This is a genomic window from Methylomonas paludis, from assembly GCF_018734325.1.
GTDB lineage: Bacteria > Pseudomonadota > Gammaproteobacteria > Methylococcales > Methylomonadaceae > Methylomonas > Methylomonas paludis.
In genome coordinates, this window is the sequence record NZ_CP073754.1 from 1642715 (window position 1) to 1661696 (window position 18982).

Here is an 18982-nt window from a genome sequence, read left to right on the forward strand (position 1 = left end):
AGTATGGTACAAACAGAAATAACAGGAACATAGATTGAACTATGCTGCGCTTAGTCCATACCCAACATCAGCCATCGCTATCCAGGCAATCCGATACCGAAATGGATGAAAGTATCCTGCTGGGCCATATTGCTGAAGGAGATGCAGCGGCGTTTGAATTGTTTTATAAAATGTACTACCCAAGGTTATTTCGGTTTATTTTGCGTATGACCCGCCAGCCTGAATCAGTTGAAGAGTTGATTCAGGAAACGCTGTTGGTGGTATGGGAAAAGCCCCATAAATTTAATCATGACAGCAAAATATCGACCTGGATATTCGGTATTGCCTATCACAAGGCGCTCAAGTCAATGTCACGCCATAACCGGCGGCGTATGGATGTCGATGTCGACGAATTAAAGGAAATCATGGGTGACCCAGGCGCCAATCCCGCCCAACACCAGGAAAATGCCGATTGGCTAAATACTGCTTTGGCCGTTTTGTCGCCGGAGCAACGGGCAGTTATCGAGCTGACTTTTTATCACGGACTGGCTTACCAGGACATTGCCAAAATCCTTAATTGCCCGGAAGGCACTGTCAAGACCCGCATGTTTCATGCTCGCAAAAAACTGCAGTTTTTTGCTGAAACACAAGAGAGATAGCCATGAATATAGCCAATAATTTTTCAGCAGCAAAACAACAACACCAGCAAATACAGCTATTATTGCCGTGGTATGTCAATCAAAGCCTAGTAGGTCATGAGCAGCGCCAGGTGGAAACACATTTACGCAATTGCCTGCTGTGCAGAAAGGAGTTATTGAGATTGCAGCAACTTTCCGTGGCGATTAATGAACCCGCTGACCTGAAAGTAGCGGCAGAAATATCTTTTACGGATTTGCGCACCAAAATGCGCAATAAGCCGGCAGGCCGGCAGTCGCAAATCAGCGCCATTCTGGCCAGATTTAAATCTTTGCCGACAAATAGTGCAGATACGTCGCAACGGAACCGGACTCACAGCTGCAATTTTGCTATTGCCGCCACAGTGTTGCTGATATTTATGCCGCTGGTTTGGAAATGGTGGTGGCGACAATCAGTCAATAACTATTACACACTGTCAGCTCAAATTCCGGCTTCCGCTACAGATAAACTGCATGTGGTTTTTACCCAAGCGGCAAGTGCTGCCCAAATTGATGCCTTGCTGGCCCAAACTCAGTTGCATCGTGTTGAGGGGCCTAATAGTATCGGAGTCTATACCTTAGAGTTGAACCAGACTGAAAACAATCGGAATATGACCAATACAATCGAATTTTTACGCCGACAAACCTTGATCATACTGGCCGAACCGGCTATTCAGCCCTAAGCAGAGTATGAATATTTTGCCGATAGTGCTTGGGCTATGGCTGATGTCAACACTGGGCGGTTGTGCCCAAAACACTGCAGTTTACCGCCTGGGTGACAGTCCAACCGCCGAGGATCGCCGCCTGCTGGTGACTTTTGCCGATCAAAGTATCAATAGAAGCTTGTCAGCTAATCCACAAGATGGTTATCGGGCGTTGGATCAATACTCCAATTCGGGCTGGAGCCGACATTTTGCGGTTGAACTGGCGGATCGCCACCATTTACAAATGATCACGCAATGGCCGGTTACAGAGTTGGGTTTAAGCTGTGTTGTTTATGAAGTGTCCGATCAGGCCCGACTAAAACAGGCAATAAGGGATTTAGAAAATGATAGTGAGCTTGTTTCTGTGCAACGCATGAATAACTTCAAGGTGTTAGCCGAGGGATCAGTATCTGCCCAGTCGCAAAAAGATCCCTATCTGTCCTTGCAAAGCAGCTATCGATCTCTGGGTATCAGCAGTTTGCACGCTATAGCCACCGGTCGTGGGGTGCGGATCGCCTTGATTGATAGTGGGGTTGATGTCGCGCATCCTGATCTGCAGGGCCAAATCAAGTTTAGCCAAAATCTGGCGACAGAACCAGCGGATCACAATCTGGCAGATGTTCACGGTACTGCAGTAGCCGGTGTGTTAGTCGCTAAACTGGATAATGGTATCGGTATTGCCGGTATAGCGCCGCACGCGGAAGTATTTGCATTACGCGCCTGTTGGCCTAACCAGCCCGGTGCCCTGGCCGCGCAATGCAACAGTTTTACACTGGCTTTGGCTTTAAATCAGGCTATACGCCTGGATAGTCAGATTATCAATTTGAGCATAAGCGGCCCGGATGATCCCTTATTGAGTTTATTGATAGACCGGGCCTTGCTTAAGGGCATTATCGTGATTGCAGCGGTACCAAGTAAAGATCAATCTGGTGGTTTCCCTGCTAATATGGAAGGGGTAATCGCCGTAGGGCGCGGTGTAGAGAATCATTCCGCGCAGATTATTGCGCCTGGTCAGGATATTCTTACCACTGTGCCACATCAGGCCTATGACTTTATGACCGGCAGTTCTTTTGCTACCCCGCATGTAGCCGGTATAACCGCTTTATTGCTGCAACTGCATCCGGATTGGAAAATTGCCGATATCAGGCGCTTGCTGGCGGATGGATTAGAGCAGGTCAGTCCGCATTTGCTGGATGAGACCGACGGTTTTCGGACTGGCTCGACAACTTTGGCAGTTTGCCCACCCAGTCAAGACGATTGTAAGCGGCGTTAGCGTGGTGATGATAAAAAACATTGTGACCAGCCTCACAACTTCGCCCTACATTTGGATAATGGTCACATAAACCCGTTAAACTATCTAACAAATACCTCAAGCAGAACAGTATTGTTTAACAGGAATTCGAACTTTGCCATAATTTGAGCTGAAGCTCAAAAGTGCCTGGTTTATAACATTGAATAGTTTTTAAATAGCGGTAAAACATGATGAATCTCCCATATATAGGTAAACCCAAAAAACTGATGCAAGCTGGCGGTGCTGTCATGATAATGCTGACGGCCGTTTGTTTGGAGCCTTATGACATGATAGACGGCGTTACTGCCGCTTCTATCATTCATCCAACGGCTGTGCCGGTATTACAGTTAACCGGTACACCCGCTATCATTAATAACACCATCACCGCCGTAAAAGGCCAGCCCGTCACTGTCAATTTTTCCGGTACGGATCCCAACGGCTATCAGGCCTATATCGTTATGGGCATCATTCAGAATCAAATGCTTTATCCACCCGGTTTCACCGGTAATCACTTGCCTAAGGGCGCAACCCTTAAAAAAGGTACGGACAATACTAATGCCGTATTTACCTGGAACCCGCCTGCCAGCGCATCGGGTGGCGCACCATTGGTAATTGACTTTGGGGTTTTTAATACCTATGGCAATACCAATTACAATCAACAAACTATTAGCATTAAAGTTAACGATATAACCGGTCCAACGTTTGCACCGACCATGACAACCCAGGATACTGTGTATGTTGGTGTGCCGGTTACCTTTCCGGTACAGGTTAAACCCGATGCAGATAAGGATAATGTATTGATTACCGCGACCAATTTACCCGCGGGTGCCACATTGACCAGCCCGGCCAAAAACAGCAAAGGTATTTGGATAGCCAATTTAAACTGGACACCTACTCTGGCCGAACTAGGTCAGTCCAATGTGACCTTTACCGCTCAGGATGCCAACGATAGCGCCTCAACAGCCGTCAATTTTACCACTAATTTTACCGTGCTGAATGTGACTACCCCGGCTTTTGCCGCCAGTATGCCTACCCAGCAAAAAGCCGTGGTTAACAAAACCTTGACATTCCACGTTATCGTCAACCCCGATCCGCACACCAATGATGTGCAAATCAGTGCTGAAGGTTTACCAAGTGGTGCCAGCCTTAGTGCCCCCAAACTGGTTAAAGGACAATTAATTTCCACCTTGAGCTGGAAACCAAGCAAGGGTCAATTGAACAATAGTTACGCGGTAACATTTGTTGCCGTTGACAATCTGGCTGGCGCTCAAGCAGACGATTTTACAACCACTTTTACGGTGGCGAGCAAGTAAACTCGATGAAGCCGGGGCATATTATAATGCTATGATTTGCCCCGAAACCTTTTGCTAATATTTAATTGTGGAAATATGCATATTCATTTAACAGGCCGACCTAATAAATTATTCCGAACCAGCGGAGGCCTGTTACTGATGGCAATGGCTGTCGCTTTGGAGCCCTATAACGTCATCGATGGGGTTACGGCAGCTTCAACTATTCAACCAACCGCAGTCCCCATTCTAAAATTAAGCAGTACCCCACCAATTATTAATAATATTGTTAGTGTCAGTCCAGGCCAGACTGTGACCATTGATTTGTCCGGTCGCGACCCAAATGGTTATAACAGCTATCTATACATGGGCATTTTTCAGGCCGGCAATTTTTACCCGCCTAATACCTCGGGTTTAAAATTAGCCAAGGGGGCCAAATTTAAAAATGGTTCCAACAACACCAAAGCCGTGTACACCTGGACAGCGCCGGCGGGATCGGCCAGTATCCCACCGGTTGTGGTGCAATTTGGTGTTTATAACAGCTATGGCTCCGGCAACCAAAGTGCACAGACTGTGACGCTGAAATCCATTGATGCCACCGGACCCAGTTTTGCACCTACCATGAAAGCCGTGGAAACTGTTTATGCCAACCTGCCGGTTTCGTATCAGGTTGTGGTGGATGCCGATGTCGATAAAGATAATGTCATTATAAGCGCCACCAATTTACCGGCTGGGGCCAGCCTGACGCCTGCCGCTAAAAACAAGAAAGGCCAATGGCTGGCCAATCTGGTATGGACCCCCAGCCTGGATGAGCTTGGTCAGACCAATATCAGTTTTACTGCCCAGGATGTTAACGAAACCCAGACCATCCCGCAATTTACTACCAATTTTACGGTACTGAATGTAGTTTCGCCGGCTTTTGCGGTGAGTATGCCTAGCCAGGAAAATGCTGCAGTCAATAAAACACTTACATACAAAGTCATCCTTAATCCTGACCCGCATACGAATAAAATCTTGATCAGCGCCAGCGGTTTGCCGCCCAAAGCAGTGTTAAGCAAGCCCAAACTAGTTAAAGGCCAGGTGATTGCCACCCTGACCTGGAAACCCACCAAGGCCGAGTTGAATCAGGTTTACCCTGTGACATTCAGTGCTGTGGATAATCTGCCTGGAGCGCCCGCGGTAGAGTTTAACAGCACGTTTACTGTTACCAGCAAATAACCGGGTATGCGTGCCTGATTGCTTGAAATGGCCTGTTTAATGCCAACCAGCTTAATATTATTGGTAATTATTCAGCGTAAATATTGGATTATCCTTTTTAAATAGGTCGTTAGCTTGTAATGATGCGCTGGACAGCGTTTAGCACATCCAACAACGAGCTGTTTTTAAAGGGATTACTGGGCTTTTTGTAGTGTTTAATAATCACAATTTATCTTAATCAAATACAACATCATGATTACAAAATACTTTCGGTCTAACCGTTTAGGGTTTACCCTGGGTTTAATATTGGCCAGTACTTCGGCCTTGGCCATTGAAGTGGGCGCAACCCCACCGCAATGTAATTTAAAACAATTATCGGACGGTAAAGCCTTGCAACTGGCTGTACCCGGCAAAGTGGTCTATGTGGATTTCTGGGCTTCCTGGTGTGGGCCTTGTGCGCAATCCATGCCGTTTCTTAACGAGATAAGTACCCAATATCAGTCAGAAGGGCTGGAAGTGATCGGCGTTAATCTGGACGAAAATCGCCAGGACGCGCTGGCATTTTTAGAAAAACATCCGGTCAATATTACCCTGGCTCAAAATGAAGACGGCCAATGTCCCAGCTTATTTGGGGTGCAAGCCATGCCTTCTTCCTACATTATCGACCGGCAGGGCAAAGTCCGGCATATATTGCTGGGTTTTCACAGCTCGGAAAGCGCGGATGTGCGCCAGAAAGTTCAGCAATTACTCAGCGAAAAATAACATCAGGAGTCAAGGATGCTCATTTCTAACGGTTTCAGTTTCAGCCGCGTTGGTTTGCTGATACTGATTGTGCTAACTCAGCAGGCCTGTGCCGGCAAAGTCATGCCCTGGGAACGCGGCGCCCTGGCCAAACCGCAAATGGCCCTGGAACCCAATACCCTGGATGCAGCCATCATGCATCATACCTATAGCTCTAAAGAAGCTGCCACTGGCGGCTACGGCATAGGGGGCGGTGGTTGTGGCTGCAATTGATACGTCTAAAAACAGCCGGATACTGACGGCTTTAACCAGTACCGCACTGGCTTTGCCGGGTCTGGTACCCAGTGCCCAAGCCGATACTGCACCTCTGAACTATAGTCTGGATACCAATTTCAGCCGTTATGCGGAAAGTGGGGGCCGGATGAAAATTGATGTTTATCAGGCCGCAGCCACCCTTCCCATCAATGACAAGCTCAGTTTCAGGCTGAATGGTGTTAAAGATGTGATTACCGGCGCATCACCGGTAGGCCCGGCCTTACCCGGCGCTCCCAGTTGTAAAGGTCCCACCCATGCCGGATTGACTCAGTGTATGTCCGGTGCCTCGATCAGTGATGTGCGCGATGCCATTGACCTAAATGCCAGTTATTACTATACAGAAGCCGGCACATTGGATGTGGATGTGGGTCGCTCCAGCGAAAATGATTATGAATCCAACTTCTTCAATCTTAACAATCGCTGGGAATTCAATAATAAAATGACCACCTTGTCCACCGGTTATGGCTATGCCTCGGATCAGGTATGGGAAATCAAGGATATCAACGGTGTTAAAGTCAGAACCTCCGGGAATGGTGGGGACAAACAAACCAATCAAAGCATGATAGGCCTGACCCAGATTCTGGATAAAAACTCGCTAGTGCAGACCAATCTTACTTATTCGTTTAGTGATGGTTATTTATCCGATCCCTATAAATATGCTTACGCGCCCTGGGCGTTGTTCTCGACACCTTATTCAAGATGGAAGCACGATGCCAGGCCGGGCTTTCATAACCAGATCGGCTGGCTGGCTCGCTATGTACGCAATTTTGAAGCCTTGAATTCTGCGGCTTTACACGCCGATTACCGGTTTTATTCCGACACCTGGGGCATAGAATCGCACACTTTCGAATTGTCCTGGCTGCAACCCATAGTCGACGGCTGGCTGCTGACACCGCGCGCCCGTTATTATACCCAGAGTTCGGCGTTTTTTTATAACACCGTATTCATGGCCCCCACCAGCGATGGTTTTTACTCTTCCGATTATCGTCTAGCCGGTTTTGGCGCCATCGGTGGCGGCGTACAGCTCAGCAAGGAGTTTTTTAACCGCCTGAAACTGTCTGCCGGGATTGATTTTTATCAGCGTCAGCAGGGCTATGGTTTTTCTGGGGGGATAGGCAGCAGTATTGATAACTATACTTTTTCGATGTTTTCGGCGAGTTTTAATTTGAAGTTTTAGAGCAGAAAATAAGGTAGCCTGGATGCAGCGTTAGCGGAATCCAGGATGAGGGGTATTATTAGTTTGTGTTGAAGTTATTTGCTGCGATAACCTCGATCCCACTTTGCTGCAGCTAGGCTACATTGGGTTTGGCGCGGAGCCTATACTACGCGCTAGGTATGTTCGCCTTGGCGTCATCAAAAGCTCAGTGGGTTGACGCGCGGTGAGGTGTTAAATATTAGTTACGCGTTTAACCCGCCCTACGGTTCTAAATCACTTTATTTTCGATCAGAAAATCACACCTGTTTTTTTATAATCACATCAGTATGGGTTTGGCTAAATATATCGACGCCGGCTTGGCGTAAGCTTTCAAGCCAGCATTCGGCCTCCATTGTGCCTATTCCGTGATGATGTAATGCCGCTTCTTTCAATAGCTGAAATTCATTTGGTAGTGTTGTGGGAAAAATGCCAGGATCATCGGTATTAACACAAACCGGCATTGCCCCTTGTCTTAAATTAAAACGATTGAATTTGCCACCCGGTTTTAACCAGGTATCATGCGGTGGATACCAGCGAAAAATCGGATGTAGATGATAATCTTCGATACGGCTGATAAAAACATTGCTGGATGGGTTGGCCTCTATGATTAAGCCTTTTTGAGCATAACGTACTAATAAATAATCCTGTAATGCTTCCATGAAATCCAGCTCAACAGGTGCCAACCAGTCGTTTAAGGGATGACAGGCAGTGGGTAATTGTTCGCCTTTTTTTATCAGAACGATTGAAGTTTGGTTTGGCTGAAGCAATTCTTGCGCCGGGCCGAAACGGTCTAAACCCTGATAACTGGCGTTAAGCTTATATGCAGTGGAATCGGGTTGGGCATAAGCTTTATCAACATCGGGAAGCCAATGTTTCAGTTCGCTGGGTATGGTTTCGGTTGCTAGGTATTGGCGCCATTTAACAGGGCAGTTGCGGCGCAGCAGCCAGGCTTGATATAAATCCTCGGGTGTTAACTGATCGGCATAATCAGGATAAACCAGAGGTGCATAAATGTTGATTCTGGCAACCAATCTTAGCGCCACTACTTCCGCATTGGCCCAAAGTCCGGACAAAATCTGCGCCTGATGCCATGCCCAAACCAAATTATCCAGATGCTCGGCAACGGTTACAAACACCTCACCGCATTTGAACCACTGTTCAGGTAAGATGCCCAGTGCCAAGCCATGTCCAATACGGTCATATTGGCCCATTTCGCAAAATTGCACGGTTTCATCCAAATGCCGTAATCCACCCAACAAATGATTAAAATCTTCACCGGCATGGATGCTTAAATGTAAACGCTGGTGTGGGGGGTGATTAAAGCCTAAACTACGCAGTGGTTCGCGTCTAAGCCAACGAATGGCGGGTGCAAAAACTTCGGTAGGTGTGGCCAGCTCATCACCTGCCACATCGAGGCCTCTAATAAGTTGGGTTAAATCTAAAACCGTGGTTTTATCTTCACCGATTAGACTATGCGCAGCTGTCGCACTGTTTAAAAACTGATCGATTTTTTGGGCTGCGCCAAGCGCCTTTATGCGTCTGGCCGTATGGGGTATCTGACTGGGTATGCGGATAAAATGAATGCAGGTGTGGGTGCGGGCTAAAAATTTGTTCAATTCAGTATTATTGATGTTAAGTTTACCCTTGCCAAGTTGTGTGCAAGAGGTGTTGATAAATCTTAATGCTGCTGATTTATCGGCAATCCATTCGGTAATTTTCAACTCCGCCCACTGGTTTTCTTCCCCCAATAATTGATGCAAACTATCCTGATCGCGATGCTGTTCAGAAGCAATTTTACGCACTGGGTTATCAAAATAACGGACAAACCGTTTTAAACCGACACCATCATGTATCATGTCCCGCCGAAACAATTGCGCCAAATGCAGGAAGGCTAAGATACAGGCTTTCTGGTTAGGATTTGCGTGAGGCTGACGATACATTAAAAACAATGCTGTGAGCCAGTACAACCAGCCTAATTGAAACTTGCCCTGGTGATAATTATTTAAGGCGCTATATGCCAATTGCTGGGCTGTATGATCTGCCGCAGGCATATTTAAGTTTAACCAGGCACCCGGTTTTATCACTGGTCGGCCCACATGGCCCAAGCGCCATGCTAAATCCAGGCTGGCTATATGGGTTTGCCAATCAAACTCCTCTGGCACAACACTATTTAACAGGATGCGGAATAAGGTTTGATAAGTGGTTTGCCATTGGTTGTGCTGTTTTAAAACAGCATGGTCGTAATCTGCCGAAGGCAAGGTTTGGGTTTTTTCTGGCGGTTTACAACTGTTAAAAACCAACCTGAATCCGTGTTCCTTTCGGTTTAAGTGAGGGCAGTCGCGTTTCAGACGCGTTTTTTAAAAAAATCTACCACCAATCGAAATTTAACTGCCGTTCATCAAGCCCTCAGTCGCAAAAATCAATCGTTTCCATGGTATTGCCGGCATCGCCAGATGAAAAACCTGACGCCAAGACAAGCAATCTTCTTCTCTACCCGGAGAATCAGCTCGTAACCAGCATCTCAGCTTTCGCGCCGCTTATCCTGATGCAAAGCCAGGCTGCACCACCAATCGCTCTTGTAAATAAGCGAATACTTTTGCCACGGGTGAGGCGCACCCTAAGTCCAGCCACCATTGCCGGGCTTTGTGGATCACCTGGGCTGCTCGATACATGACTTCTTGCAGCACCGTTCGTAACCGCCGTCGTTTTGCCGGATGACGTATTGGCGCCAAGTCGCCAGTCAAGCCCAGTTGACCAATCAGTCGCAAGCAATTATAGGCAAACATACCCATTCTCAATAGACAGTCGTTGGTCTCAAACTTTCCAGATGGTAAGCGTTCCATATCCAGGTCAGTTTTGAATTCCGAATGAAATTGTTCATGGGTGCCGTGGTCGCGGTAGCGTTCAATGACGGTTTCTTCGGGTTCCTCCAGACTCGTCCACCAGCCTTCCAGTTGAATGTCCGGCAGTAATAGCATCTGGCCGTGCTTATTGCTCGTGCGTTCAATGATCCGCACGACCAGTCTGAAGGGGCGAGTCTGTTTTTTCCAAGCACGTTCCACCGTCAGTGTCATTAACGCTTCCCGTTTACCGGGGCGTTTTTCAACAAAGGCGCCGGCCGCTTCCGCTTTTTCTAACCAGGATGTCTTATCTTGCCGTCTTGGATTCCACTTGATCAAGTATTCAAAGCGCCTGTTCATGGCTGCCCAGCGTTCTTTCTCAGCCGCAACCGTAAATAACAGTTTGGCGCTATCAAACCCTGAGTCTTTGCGTAATAACAACGGCAAACCCGGTGCAACCAAGCGCTCAACTCGAGGAAACAGCCTTTCTAGAAAATAATCAATCTCCAGCGATGAATGCCAGCGGCCTGGACGCAGTTCCAATCCTATACACCAGCCTTCATTGCCCAAATAAGCCGCGACAGGCGTATAGCCATCCACTCCCTGATAGGTTCGACTCACCTCTTCCTTCTTGGTACCGCTCTGATCCATGACGAAGGTGTCCATGTCCAGACAGACGTAGCCTTTATGCGGCGTAATTGGGGCTTCTGTTCGTTCGATGAGTCGTATCGATAGATCATCCACCGGCTCCAGCAGGCTGCCGCTGACACGATCAAGACGTTGCCGCAGCCACACGCTGCCGGGAACCTTACGTACATCCAATGCCTTCTTGAAAAAACGATCTTCACGAAACGGCTCAACAGCCTCGAAGTCGCTTTTGCCTATACTTAAAAGGCCAACAGTGGTTTTGACTAAATCCGAGGTTTTGATACCCTGTGAAACAGGTATTCTACCGTCCACCATCACTTCGACATTGACCGCTTCCAGGCACTGGCCGATCAAGGATAGTCCGGCATAGGAGGTAAGTTCCTTTTTGGATTCTTTAAGCTTAAAACGTGCCATAATCAAAACGGGTGACTATAGAAAAACTATATTATACCTTTTTTATCATTGACTTATGACTATTTATAAAAAAAACGAACACGGATTCAGGTTCCATGCATTAACCCAAAGTCAAGTTGTTACTCATTAATTCAGTTGATTGGATTAAGCATGGCGATAAGGGCACTTAGCTGGAAAAGCAGTCTGTGAAATCGGATAAATTCTTTAACGCTTAAATTGAATCGGTTGAAAGTGGTTGGCAGGTTTATTTAATCAGGCAGTAATTAAATTTGAAATCGGGGGGATTGAATCTGGCGATGAATGGTTGGCTTTGCGCCATAGAGCGGTGCTATTGAGTATTTGTTGTGCGGGTGGTGTCAACTTCGAGCGGTATTGCTGCGGACAACCTCGATTCCGTGTTGCTGCATCGAGGCTACTGCCGGCCACCCTTCGGCGTTAATGATAGAGTCGGGTGACGCGCAGCGGATGAATGAGTTATTCGGTAGTTTTGGCGGGGCGATGACAATTGGGATTTTGTGCATCTACGAGGTGTTGGTGCTGTTGTTCGGTTACTTCAGTCAACCGGTGGCGCTGCCCTTATCGCTGGGTGGGGCGTTTTTGGCCTTGCTATTGACCGGCAGCAGTTTTGCGATGCCCAGCGTGATCAGTCTGTTGATGTTGATGGGGGGTGAGCAAAAACTCTATTCTGTTGGTCGAATATACGATTATCGTGCGCCGGGAACGCGGTTTGACTATTGTCCGCAGTATCATTGACATGGTTCGGCGTCCTCAGCATTGGCCCAGCACGAAAAAAGCGTCAGCGAATTGAAGTAACGGTTTGTTAAGATGGCGTTGAGTTTAGTCGGGGGGTGTTGATGTTCGACCCGGTCAGGGGTGTCATTTTGTTAGTTGGCGTCACCAAGTGTTACCCAAGGTCGGCGGCTAAACACTGGATATGGCTGGGTATGTGTTGACAAAGCCCGTCCAGAATGATATACAAATATATTTTGTATATCTAATAAGGGTGTCTAATATGCAAGTTGCCAAATGGGGTAATAGCTTAGCAGTTCGTTTACCTGCCGCCGTTGTCGAGGTGCTTCAGCTCAAAGAAGGTGACGACATCGAAATCCATATTGTTGACGAAAGGGTTTTCGAGCTTAAGAAAAAACCGACTCATCTAGAATTATTTGCGAGGCTTCGGAAATATCGAGGCCGGTTGCCGGAAGGTTTCAAGTTTGATCGCCTCGAAGCGAATGAAGAACGATAAGTGTTTTTTTGACACCAATGTTCTGTTGTACATGTTGTCTGGGGATGGAGAACAGGCTGACCATGTTGAAGCCATAGTTTCTAGAGATGGAATTATCAGCGTTCAGGTGCTAAATGAGTTTGCCTCAGTCGCCTCACGAAAATTAGGGATGACATATCCAGAAATTCGGGAATATTTAGCGACTATTCGTGCTGTTTGCGATGTTCGACCTGTGACGGTCGAAACCCATCTATTGGGCTTGGATATGGCAGAGCGGTATGGCTTTTCTTTTTATGATAGCTTGATTGTCAGTTCTGCCCTTCTGTCCGATTGCTTAACCTTGTATTCGGAAGACATGCAACATGGCCAAACAGTTGAAAGCAGACTCGTGATTGTCAACCCTTTTCTGGTTGAATTGTAAGGTTACTTGTAATCTGGGGGTGACTGGAAAAACCGGATGTAGGCTGTATGGTAAGGCGGGTTAGTTGTGCAAAACTATTTAAAGCAATGTTACCCGCTATTGCTGTTCGGCTGGGTATTTGCTAACTGATCTGATTTTACTGTGGGATATAAGTCTTGGCGCTATCAATAACTCGGTGGGTTGACGCGCGGGGAGGGCTATGGCTGTGTTAGTTGTTAATGAGCGCGCGTTTAACCCACCCTACAGACCTGTCAATGCTTTGCCGTAAACTCCGCAGACTGCCCGGTAAAACCAGCTGGGGCGCAGCAATATAATGCCGAAAGCTATCACGGGTGTCACCGGTACCGGGGCAATATCCAGGATAAACAGGGTTAACAGGCATAAGAAAAATCGGCGGCGGGCGCTGCGAATTTGTTCTTCGGTATAAGTCAATCCCGGTGCGGCAGCTCCCGGTAAGTCGGCATACATGGTGCCGATCAGCTTGGCAAACCAGTCTGGCCGTTTCAGGACGATGAACATGCCGATTAGACAGCCGGGTGATATCGGCCCGAAGCCGATAATCATAAAAACGGAGAATACGGCCAGGGCTTTGATTTGCGCAGAGTTCATTAATATGCTGATTGGGTTGAGACGATAATTGATATTCGGTAGGTTGAGCCCTAAAAAGTATCCGCATTCACCAGAAAATGCACGCCGATGCTGGCGAAATAACCCAGTAAAATCGCCGGACACCATTTCATGTGGCTGCTGAAGGTGTACTGGCCTTTGGCTTGACCCATCAGACCGATGCCGGGGGCGGAACCGATGGCCAGCAGGCTGCCGCCCACGCCCAGGGTTAGGGTTAGCAACAGCCATTGGCCGGGCGGTATGTCCGGGTGCATGGTCAGTACCGCAAACATCAAGGTGCCGTTATCGACAAATGCTGATGACAAACCGATCAGTATATTGGCCAGACTGGGGCTGAGTTGACCATACAGGGTATGGGATACCGCATCCAGATAGCCGATATAACCCAGGCCGCCGATACCCATCATGGCGCCGTAAAAAAACAGCAGGGTATCCCATTCCAGTCGGCCGACTTTTTCAAAAATATCCAGTCTATCAATTTCGATCTGGTTGGCGTTGCTGTCACCACCACCAAAAAACAGGGCAAATTCCGATTCGGCTGGAGTGGTGCGGCGCTGACTTTTTTGCAGATAAAAATAATAGAATTGCAGCAGAGCCAGACCAGCCATCATGCCGGCGGCAGCCGGTAAATGCAGGCTCATGTCAAAACTTACCGCAATGGCAATGGTAATGCCGAATAAAAACACCACTTGTCTGGCGCCGCGCGGCAGTACAACTACTTCTGCTGCGAGTGTAGGTTTGTCCTTGGGTAAGGTAAAATGCATGGCCAGTGCCGGCACCAAAAAATTGACCATGCAGGGGATGAACAGTTTAAAAAATTGAGTAAATTCCAGCATGCCGTGCTGCCAGACAAACAGCGTGGAAATGCCGCCCAAGGGGCTGAAAGAGCCGCCGGCATTGGTGGCAACTATTATATTGATACAACCCAGAGATACGAATTTGGGATTGTCCTTGCCCACTGCCACGACCACTGCACCCATCAGCAAGCCGGCTGTCAGGCCATTGACTACGCAGGAAATAAAAAACACCAACCAGCCGGTAATCCAGAATAATTGCCTGTAGGTAAGGTTTTTGGTTACCAGCCAGGATTTTAAGGCGGCAAAAATCTGCATATCTTCCATGGCATTCAAATAGGTCATGGACACCATAATGAATAGCAATAACTCCATATATGTTTGTAGATTAACCTTAAAGGCCGCCACCGCCTGAGCATCATTACCTTGCTGCTGATAAACCAGGACGATGGTAAACCAGATTAGTGCTGCCGCCAGCAGCATGGGTTTGGATTTGCGCAGCTCAGTGGCTTCTTCGAACATGGCCGCCACATAAGCGGCTACCATCACGGCCAGCGAGAAATAGCCGGCCCAGTGGTGGGTCAAATCCAATGGTTCCAATGCCGGACTGGCTGATTGTGGGTCGGCGTGGCCCAAAACCGGTAAAAATAAGGTAGCGGCGCCAAACAGGCGGAAAACACGATGCACCATATGCTCCTAATGGTAAGCGGTTAGTGTAGGGTTGGCTGCAAGCCGGTCTTGTGGGATATAAACACTATCATGTCTAGCAAGTATAAAGACAGGCATCCGGCCGATGCCGGGTATTATAGCCTATCGCTGGTCGTGATTGAGCCGGGGCGGTGATTTTGGCAAACTTGGCCGCTTGGTCATACAATAAGCTTTTAATGACACTCTCAAGGCTAGATATATGACATTTAAACCGTGTATTGACGAATGCACCAAAGACGGCAGCCATTGTGCGGGTTGTGGCCGTTCACATCAGGAAATAGCCGAAACCAAACAGCTGGTAAAAACTGCCGTCGAGTTTATTCGCGCCCAACAATACGATAATCCGGAGGATTTTGTGGCGGCGATCAGTAGAAGTATTTTGAAAAAACTGTCTAAACCAGTCGAGTAGTCGGTATTAATCGAGTGAAATATTGGTCTGGTACGTTAAGCCATAAAAACGCCATATAGGCGCCATTATCGGGTTTTGTATCTTAATCTGGGTGGTCGCTGCATTTTAAAATAAGGTAATTATTTAGCCTAAATTTATGAAGTTTCTTTTTAAACAAATGGTTATATTAGAATGATACGCTGCACTGCGTTTAACATATCCTATAACTACTTGTATATTAAAGAGATAATTAGACGCTGAATAGTGTCTAATTATTTAGTGTAACTAATTTTTATTGGTATTTTATTGGTTGACTTTGTCGATTGATTGGTCTAAAGTTTGGCGCAAACAGCATGGTTTCGGCTGTGCGCGCCTTTTTACCTATACCCGATCAGGACTAAGCTCATGCAATGGATTATCAAGCGTTTAGTTGGCTCTGGCATATTGCTGGGTCTGATGTTGCAGGCGCCGGTTGTGCTGGCGAATACCATTAATGTAACCGGCACCAACGGCGCTTATGGCGCTGACGGGGCAGTCGGCGGTGACGGCGCAGCCGCGCCCGCGCTGGCTCCGGCAGCGGCCACTGGTGATGCCTATAATTCTGAAACAGTTTATGGCGGTCAGGGCGGGGGTGGCGGCAACGGGCGTTGTGGTGGTGGCTCAGGTTGTCCCAATCCGGCACCAGGTGGCAATGCCGGTGCCGGTGGGGCTGGCGGCGCTGCCACCGCAACGGCAATTGGTCTGAAAAATTCTGGTGATGTTCAGGCTGTCTCCAATGCCCAGGCTGGCGCTGGTGGCAGTTCCGGCTCGGCTGGCGTCAGCGGTGGCTTGGGTAATGTCGGGGGTGTTGGTGGTAATGCGGTTGCGACCAGCAGCGCGATTACCAGTGGCAGTGGTTCGGCTTATAGTAGTGCTGCTGCTGCGGGCGGTGCGGGTGGTAATTCCGACGGTAATGATCCCAACGGCGGTGGCTCTGGAGTCAGCACACTGGGCGGTACCGGTAGCGCCACGGCTTACGGACAATCAGATACTGGTTCTGTGAGTGTGCTGACCAATATTCATGGTGGCGATGGCGGCAGCAGTTATCAATTTCACAACGGCGCTGACGGCGTTGCTGAGGCCATCACCAATTCGGTTAGCGGCCAGACTAGCGGCTCATTAAGTCTGACTCAACGAGTAACTGGCGGTAATGGCGGGTCGGTTTATGATCCCAGCGGCGTCCTGAATGGTGGTCGCGGTGGTGACGGCAGTTCGGTGCTGCAATTGAATGACAATAAGGCCAGTTATCTGAGTCTGACAATCTCAGGTGCAGGCGGCACAGGCGGCGCCAGTACCGGTGGCGCTGTGAGTGGGGCGGGTGGTAATGGCAGCGCCAATTTGACTGTCACTGGCATAGGCACTATTTACAGTTCGGTCAGTTCGCAGGGTGGTACCGGCGGCGGTGGAACGCCACTCTATGGTAGTGTGTTTGCCAACGGCGGTGCGGGTGGAGATGGTTTTGCCAGCAGTATTGTCAGTAGCACTGGGGCAAACAGTGTGTCCGGTGCAGCCAGTACTCAGGGTAATCGCGGTGGTCAGACTAATGGGGTTGGTCACACTGCCGGCGCAGGCGGAGGAGCGACCGGCTATAGCAGCGCCGCCAGCGATAGCGGTCAGGTTAATGCTTCGCTGTCACTCACCGGCGGCCATGGCGGTGATGCTTCGCAAGGCGCTAACGGAGGTGCCGGGGCCAGTGTATCGGCTAATAATCTGGTGACTGGTAGTACCAGTGGCTCACTGAGTTTGAGTCAAACTCTGACGGCTGGTAGCGGCGGGCTGACCGATAGCGGTATTGCCGGCAGTGCCGGTCATGCGATTTCCGTGTTTAATGAAAGTAACAGCACCGCTCAATCATTCACCGGCAGTTTTTCCGCCAATGGCGGTAACGGCGGCACAGCAGGCACTGGCGGTACCGCCCAAGCCGGGTCTTATGCACAGGAAAACGATCAATTTAGTTTGACCGGTAACGGCGGCGGCAATCTGAATCTTACTGCCTATACTTATGGCGGCTCCGGGGGATATGGCGGCGGCCTATATTCCAATGACACCGGCAGTGGCGCGCAGGGCGGTACGGCCTCTGCTAATGTGGCGGCTAGTGCCGATACGGTGAACACCACAAACGTCAGGGCAGGGGCAAGTGTGAACGGTGGTAGTGGCGGGGTTGGCAGTGGTGCAGGGCAGATTGGTGGTAACGGCGGCAGCGTGTCGCAAGTCAGCGTCTCAGCCGTTAATACGCTTTCAACGGCTGTTGCCACAGCTAATGCCAAAGGCGGCGATGGTGGCGCCGGTAAAAATGGTGCTTCCGGCGGTAATGGGGGTGCGGCCATCCTGAATAATGCGGCCACCATCAGTACCGGCGGGGCTGGTACCATCACCCAAACGGCAAACGCTGGTGGTGGCGGTCAGGCCAGTGGCGCGGGTGGGGTGTCTGGCAATGGTGGTCAGGCTGTATCGAATTTAAGCTTGCCGGGGTTTTTGGGTTCCAGTTTGAATGCCAGTAGTGTGGCATATGGTGGTACCGGGGTGAGCGGGGTTAATGGCGCCGGGGATGGTAATGGCGGTAATGCCAGCGCCAGTCTTCAGGTGGCGGATTTATCGACAAGCGCGACGACGGTGACCGGATCGGCTTATGCCGTCGGCGGTGTCATTGTCAGCGGAGCGGGGGTGGCGGGTAGCGCCAGCGCCAATGCCGCGGTACAGGGCTTGGGTAGTATTGATGTGGTGTCTCAGGCGAATGCGAAAAGTGATAGCGCTGCCAGTTCTCAGGCCAGCAGTACCTCGCAGACCAGCGCTAGCGGTGCACCTATCCAATCGATTGCGATTGCCGCCGATCAGTCCACCGGCAATGTGTATAGCCGTACTTTTGCCAACACCGGCGGTAATTTGTACACACTAGGCCCCAACTTGACTAATTTTTCCACCGCCTGGGGCGCAGCCGTGCCGGATGTAAACAGTGTATTGGCGGCGGGCGGTTTTAGTGATGCCAATACCAGTGATTATGTGCATACCAGCGCTGCGAACTGGAGTCATACTGATGAATTTATCATCGACTTGAATCAAGTGGCTTTGAGTGGTATCAATGGCTCTTTTAGCGGCGCTGCCAGTTGCGCGGCTTGCACAATACATTTTGATTTTCACCAAACTACGGTGGGGCATTATGATGAGATATTCGTTATCTCTACTATCGTTGGCGCTAAATTAGGCGACAATTTTTACCTTAATTTCAGCATTACCGACCCACTGGGTAGCGCTGGCCCCATTTTCAGTCACGATTATGCGTCTGCCGCTGATTTTAATCAGGCCTTCAGTAGCGGTTTGACGGTTAATTTGGGCGCCGTGCCGCCGGCAGTGGTACCGGTACCGGCCAGCGGCTTATTGATGCTGGCTGGGTTGGGGATGCTGGGTTGGCGGAGCCGGTTGGTGTAATGCCAAAGTTATTCACCGTATTGAAAAATAGACGCTGTAGCCTCGATGAAACGCAGTGGAATCGAGG

17 protein-coding genes are annotated in these 18982 nt (G+C 49.1%); 13 read left to right on the forward strand and 4 right to left on the reverse strand.

Features of this window, described 5'->3' with window-relative positions:
* The first annotated feature begins 41 nt into the window (after window positions 1-41).
* From KEF85_RS07500 to KEF85_RS07535, 8 genes are all read left to right on the forward strand, one after another.
* Complete coding sequence (locus KEF85_RS07500; protein ID WP_215584617.1) at window positions 42-638, forward strand: RNA polymerase sigma factor; 597 nt, start codon at window positions 42-44, stop codon at window positions 636-638.
* Between the two features lie 2 nt (window positions 639-640).
* Window positions 641-1336 carry an anti-sigma factor gene (locus tag KEF85_RS07505; RefSeq protein ID WP_215584619.1) on the forward strand — a complete coding sequence of 232 codons (696 nt, stop codon included), beginning with the start codon at window positions 641-643 and terminating at the stop codon, window positions 1334-1336.
* Between the two features lie 43 nt (window positions 1337-1379).
* Window positions 1380-2630, forward strand: coding sequence for a S8 family peptidase (locus KEF85_RS07510; RefSeq protein WP_246535071.1), 1251 nt, complete (start codon window positions 1380-1382; stop codon window positions 2628-2630).
* 206 nt (window positions 2631-2836) lie between these two features.
* Window positions 2837-3961 (forward strand): hypothetical protein, encoded by a 1125-nt coding sequence (locus KEF85_RS07515; RefSeq protein WP_215584622.1) that lies wholly within the window; start codon window positions 2837-2839, stop codon window positions 3959-3961.
* A gap of 138 nt (window positions 3962-4099) precedes the next feature.
* Window positions 4100-5155, forward strand: coding sequence for a hypothetical protein (locus KEF85_RS07520; protein WP_215584624.1), 1056 nt, complete (start codon window positions 4100-4102; stop codon window positions 5153-5155).
* 231 nt (window positions 5156-5386) lie between these two features.
* The gene (locus KEF85_RS07525) at window positions 5387-5896 is read left to right on the forward strand and encodes a TlpA family protein disulfide reductase (protein ID WP_215584626.1); all 510 of its coding nucleotides are present in this window, start codon (window positions 5387-5389) and stop codon (window positions 5894-5896) included.
* A 15-nt stretch (window positions 5897-5911) separates the two neighbouring features.
* A complete protein-coding gene (locus KEF85_RS07530) occupies window positions 5912-6148 on the forward strand; it encodes a DUF4266 domain-containing protein (protein WP_215584628.1) in 237 nt (78 codons plus the stop codon).
* Complete coding sequence (locus KEF85_RS07535; RefSeq protein WP_246535072.1) at window positions 6135-7367, forward strand: DUF3570 domain-containing protein; 1233 nt, start codon at window positions 6135-6137, stop codon at window positions 7365-7367. Before KEF85_RS07530 ends, KEF85_RS07535 begins: the two co-directional genes overlap by 14 nt.
* 275 nt (window positions 7368-7642) lie before the next feature.
* Here the strand turns inward: KEF85_RS07535 and KEF85_RS07540 are convergent, their stop codons facing one another.
* Both KEF85_RS07540 and KEF85_RS07545 read right to left on the reverse strand, forming a co-directional pair.
* Entirely contained in the window at window positions 7643-9685 is a 2043-nt protein-coding gene (locus KEF85_RS07540) for an amidohydrolase family protein (RefSeq protein ID WP_215584630.1), read from the reverse strand.
* A 237-nt stretch (window positions 9686-9922) separates the two neighbouring features.
* On the reverse strand, window positions 9923-11287 hold the full coding sequence (locus tag KEF85_RS07545; RefSeq protein WP_215580104.1) for an IS1380 family transposase: 1365 nt from the start codon (window positions 11285-11287) through the stop codon (window positions 9923-9925).
* A gap of 498 nt (window positions 11288-11785) precedes the next feature.
* On the opposite strand from KEF85_RS07545, the gene KEF85_RS07550 reads away from it, so the two are divergent.
* The 3 genes from KEF85_RS07550 to KEF85_RS07560 all read left to right on the forward strand — a co-directional run bounded on the left by KEF85_RS07550 (window position 11786) and on the right by KEF85_RS07560 (window position 12933).
* Complete coding sequence (locus tag KEF85_RS07550) at window positions 11786-12040, forward strand: hypothetical protein (protein ID WP_215584632.1); 255 nt, start codon at window positions 11786-11788, stop codon at window positions 12038-12040.
* A gap of 259 nt (window positions 12041-12299) precedes the next feature.
* Window positions 12300-12533, forward strand: a complete 234-nt coding sequence (locus KEF85_RS07555) for an AbrB/MazE/SpoVT family DNA-binding domain-containing protein (protein WP_215584634.1) — start codon at window positions 12300-12302, stop codon at window positions 12531-12533.
* On the forward strand, window positions 12520-12933 hold the full coding sequence (locus KEF85_RS07560; RefSeq protein WP_215584636.1) for a PIN domain-containing protein: 414 nt from the start codon (window positions 12520-12522) through the stop codon (window positions 12931-12933). Before KEF85_RS07555 ends, KEF85_RS07560 begins: the two co-directional genes overlap by 14 nt.
* Before the next feature lie 240 nt (window positions 12934-13173).
* Here KEF85_RS07560 and KEF85_RS07565 read toward each other — a convergent pair whose 3' ends face one another.
* Both KEF85_RS07565 and nhaD read right to left on the reverse strand, forming a co-directional pair.
* Window positions 13174-13542: a hypothetical protein gene (locus KEF85_RS07565; RefSeq protein WP_246535073.1), complete on the reverse strand. Its 369-nt coding sequence runs from the start codon at window positions 13540-13542 to the stop codon at window positions 13174-13176.
* A gap of 50 nt (window positions 13543-13592) precedes the next feature.
* Window positions 13593-15044: a sodium:proton antiporter NhaD gene (nhaD, locus tag KEF85_RS07570; RefSeq protein ID WP_215584638.1), complete on the reverse strand. Its 1452-nt coding sequence runs from the start codon at window positions 15042-15044 to the stop codon at window positions 13593-13595.
* A 217-nt stretch (window positions 15045-15261) separates the two neighbouring features.
* On the opposite strand from nhaD, the gene KEF85_RS07575 reads away from it, so the two are divergent.
* Together KEF85_RS07575 and KEF85_RS07580 are read left to right on the forward strand one after the other, a co-directional pair.
* Window positions 15262-15471 (forward strand): DUF1289 domain-containing protein, encoded by a 210-nt coding sequence (locus tag KEF85_RS07575; RefSeq protein ID WP_215584640.1) that lies wholly within the window; start codon window positions 15262-15264, stop codon window positions 15469-15471.
* Window positions 15472-15855: 384 nt separating this feature from the next.
* The gene (locus KEF85_RS07580) at window positions 15856-18915 is read left to right on the forward strand and encodes a beta strand repeat-containing protein (RefSeq protein ID WP_215584642.1); all 3060 of its coding nucleotides are present in this window, start codon (window positions 15856-15858) and stop codon (window positions 18913-18915) included.
* Window positions 18916-18982 lie beyond the last annotated feature (67 nt).

Bases quoted from the DNA above. Each gene is read 5' to 3' on its own strand.
- KEF85_RS07505 (WP_215584619.1), top strand. From the start codon at position 641: ATGAATATAGCCAATAATTTTTCAGCAGCAAAACAACAACACCAGCAA.
- KEF85_RS07510 (WP_246535071.1), top strand. From the start codon at position 1,380: ATGTCAACACTGGGCGGTTGTGCCCAAAACACTGCAGTTTACCGCCTG.
- KEF85_RS07500 (WP_215584617.1), top strand. From the start codon at position 42: ATGCTGCGCTTAGTCCATACCCAACATCAGCCATCGCTATCCAGGCAA.
- KEF85_RS07555 (WP_215584634.1), top strand. From the start codon at position 12,300: ATGCAAGTTGCCAAATGGGGTAATAGCTTAGCAGTTCGTTTACCTGCC.
- KEF85_RS07575 (WP_215584640.1), top strand. From the start codon at position 15,262: ATGACATTTAAACCGTGTATTGACGAATGCACCAAAGACGGCAGCCAT.
- KEF85_RS07530 (WP_215584628.1), top strand. From the start codon at position 5,912: ATGCTCATTTCTAACGGTTTCAGTTTCAGCCGCGTTGGTTTGCTGATA.
- KEF85_RS07565 (WP_246535073.1), bottom strand. From the start codon at position 13,542: ATGAACTCTGCGCAAATCAAAGCCCTGGCCGTATTCTCCGTTTTTATG.
- KEF85_RS07550 (WP_215584632.1), top strand. From the start codon at position 11,786: ATGACAATTGGGATTTTGTGCATCTACGAGGTGTTGGTGCTGTTGTTC.
- KEF85_RS07580 (WP_215584642.1), top strand. From the start codon at position 15,856: ATGCAATGGATTATCAAGCGTTTAGTTGGCTCTGGCATATTGCTGGGT.
- KEF85_RS07515 (WP_215584622.1), top strand. From the start codon at position 2,837: ATGATGAATCTCCCATATATAGGTAAACCCAAAAAACTGATGCAAGCT.
- KEF85_RS07560 (WP_215584636.1), top strand. From the start codon at position 12,520: ATGAAGAACGATAAGTGTTTTTTTGACACCAATGTTCTGTTGTACATG.
- nhaD (WP_215584638.1), bottom strand. From the start codon at position 15,044: ATGGTGCATCGTGTTTTCCGCCTGTTTGGCGCCGCTACCTTATTTTTA.
- KEF85_RS07525 (WP_215584626.1), top strand. From the start codon at position 5,387: ATGATTACAAAATACTTTCGGTCTAACCGTTTAGGGTTTACCCTGGGT.
- KEF85_RS07545 (WP_215580104.1), bottom strand. From the start codon at position 11,287: ATGGCACGTTTTAAGCTTAAAGAATCCAAAAAGGAACTTACCTCCTAT.
- KEF85_RS07520 (WP_215584624.1), top strand. From the start codon at position 4,100: ATGGCAATGGCTGTCGCTTTGGAGCCCTATAACGTCATCGATGGGGTT.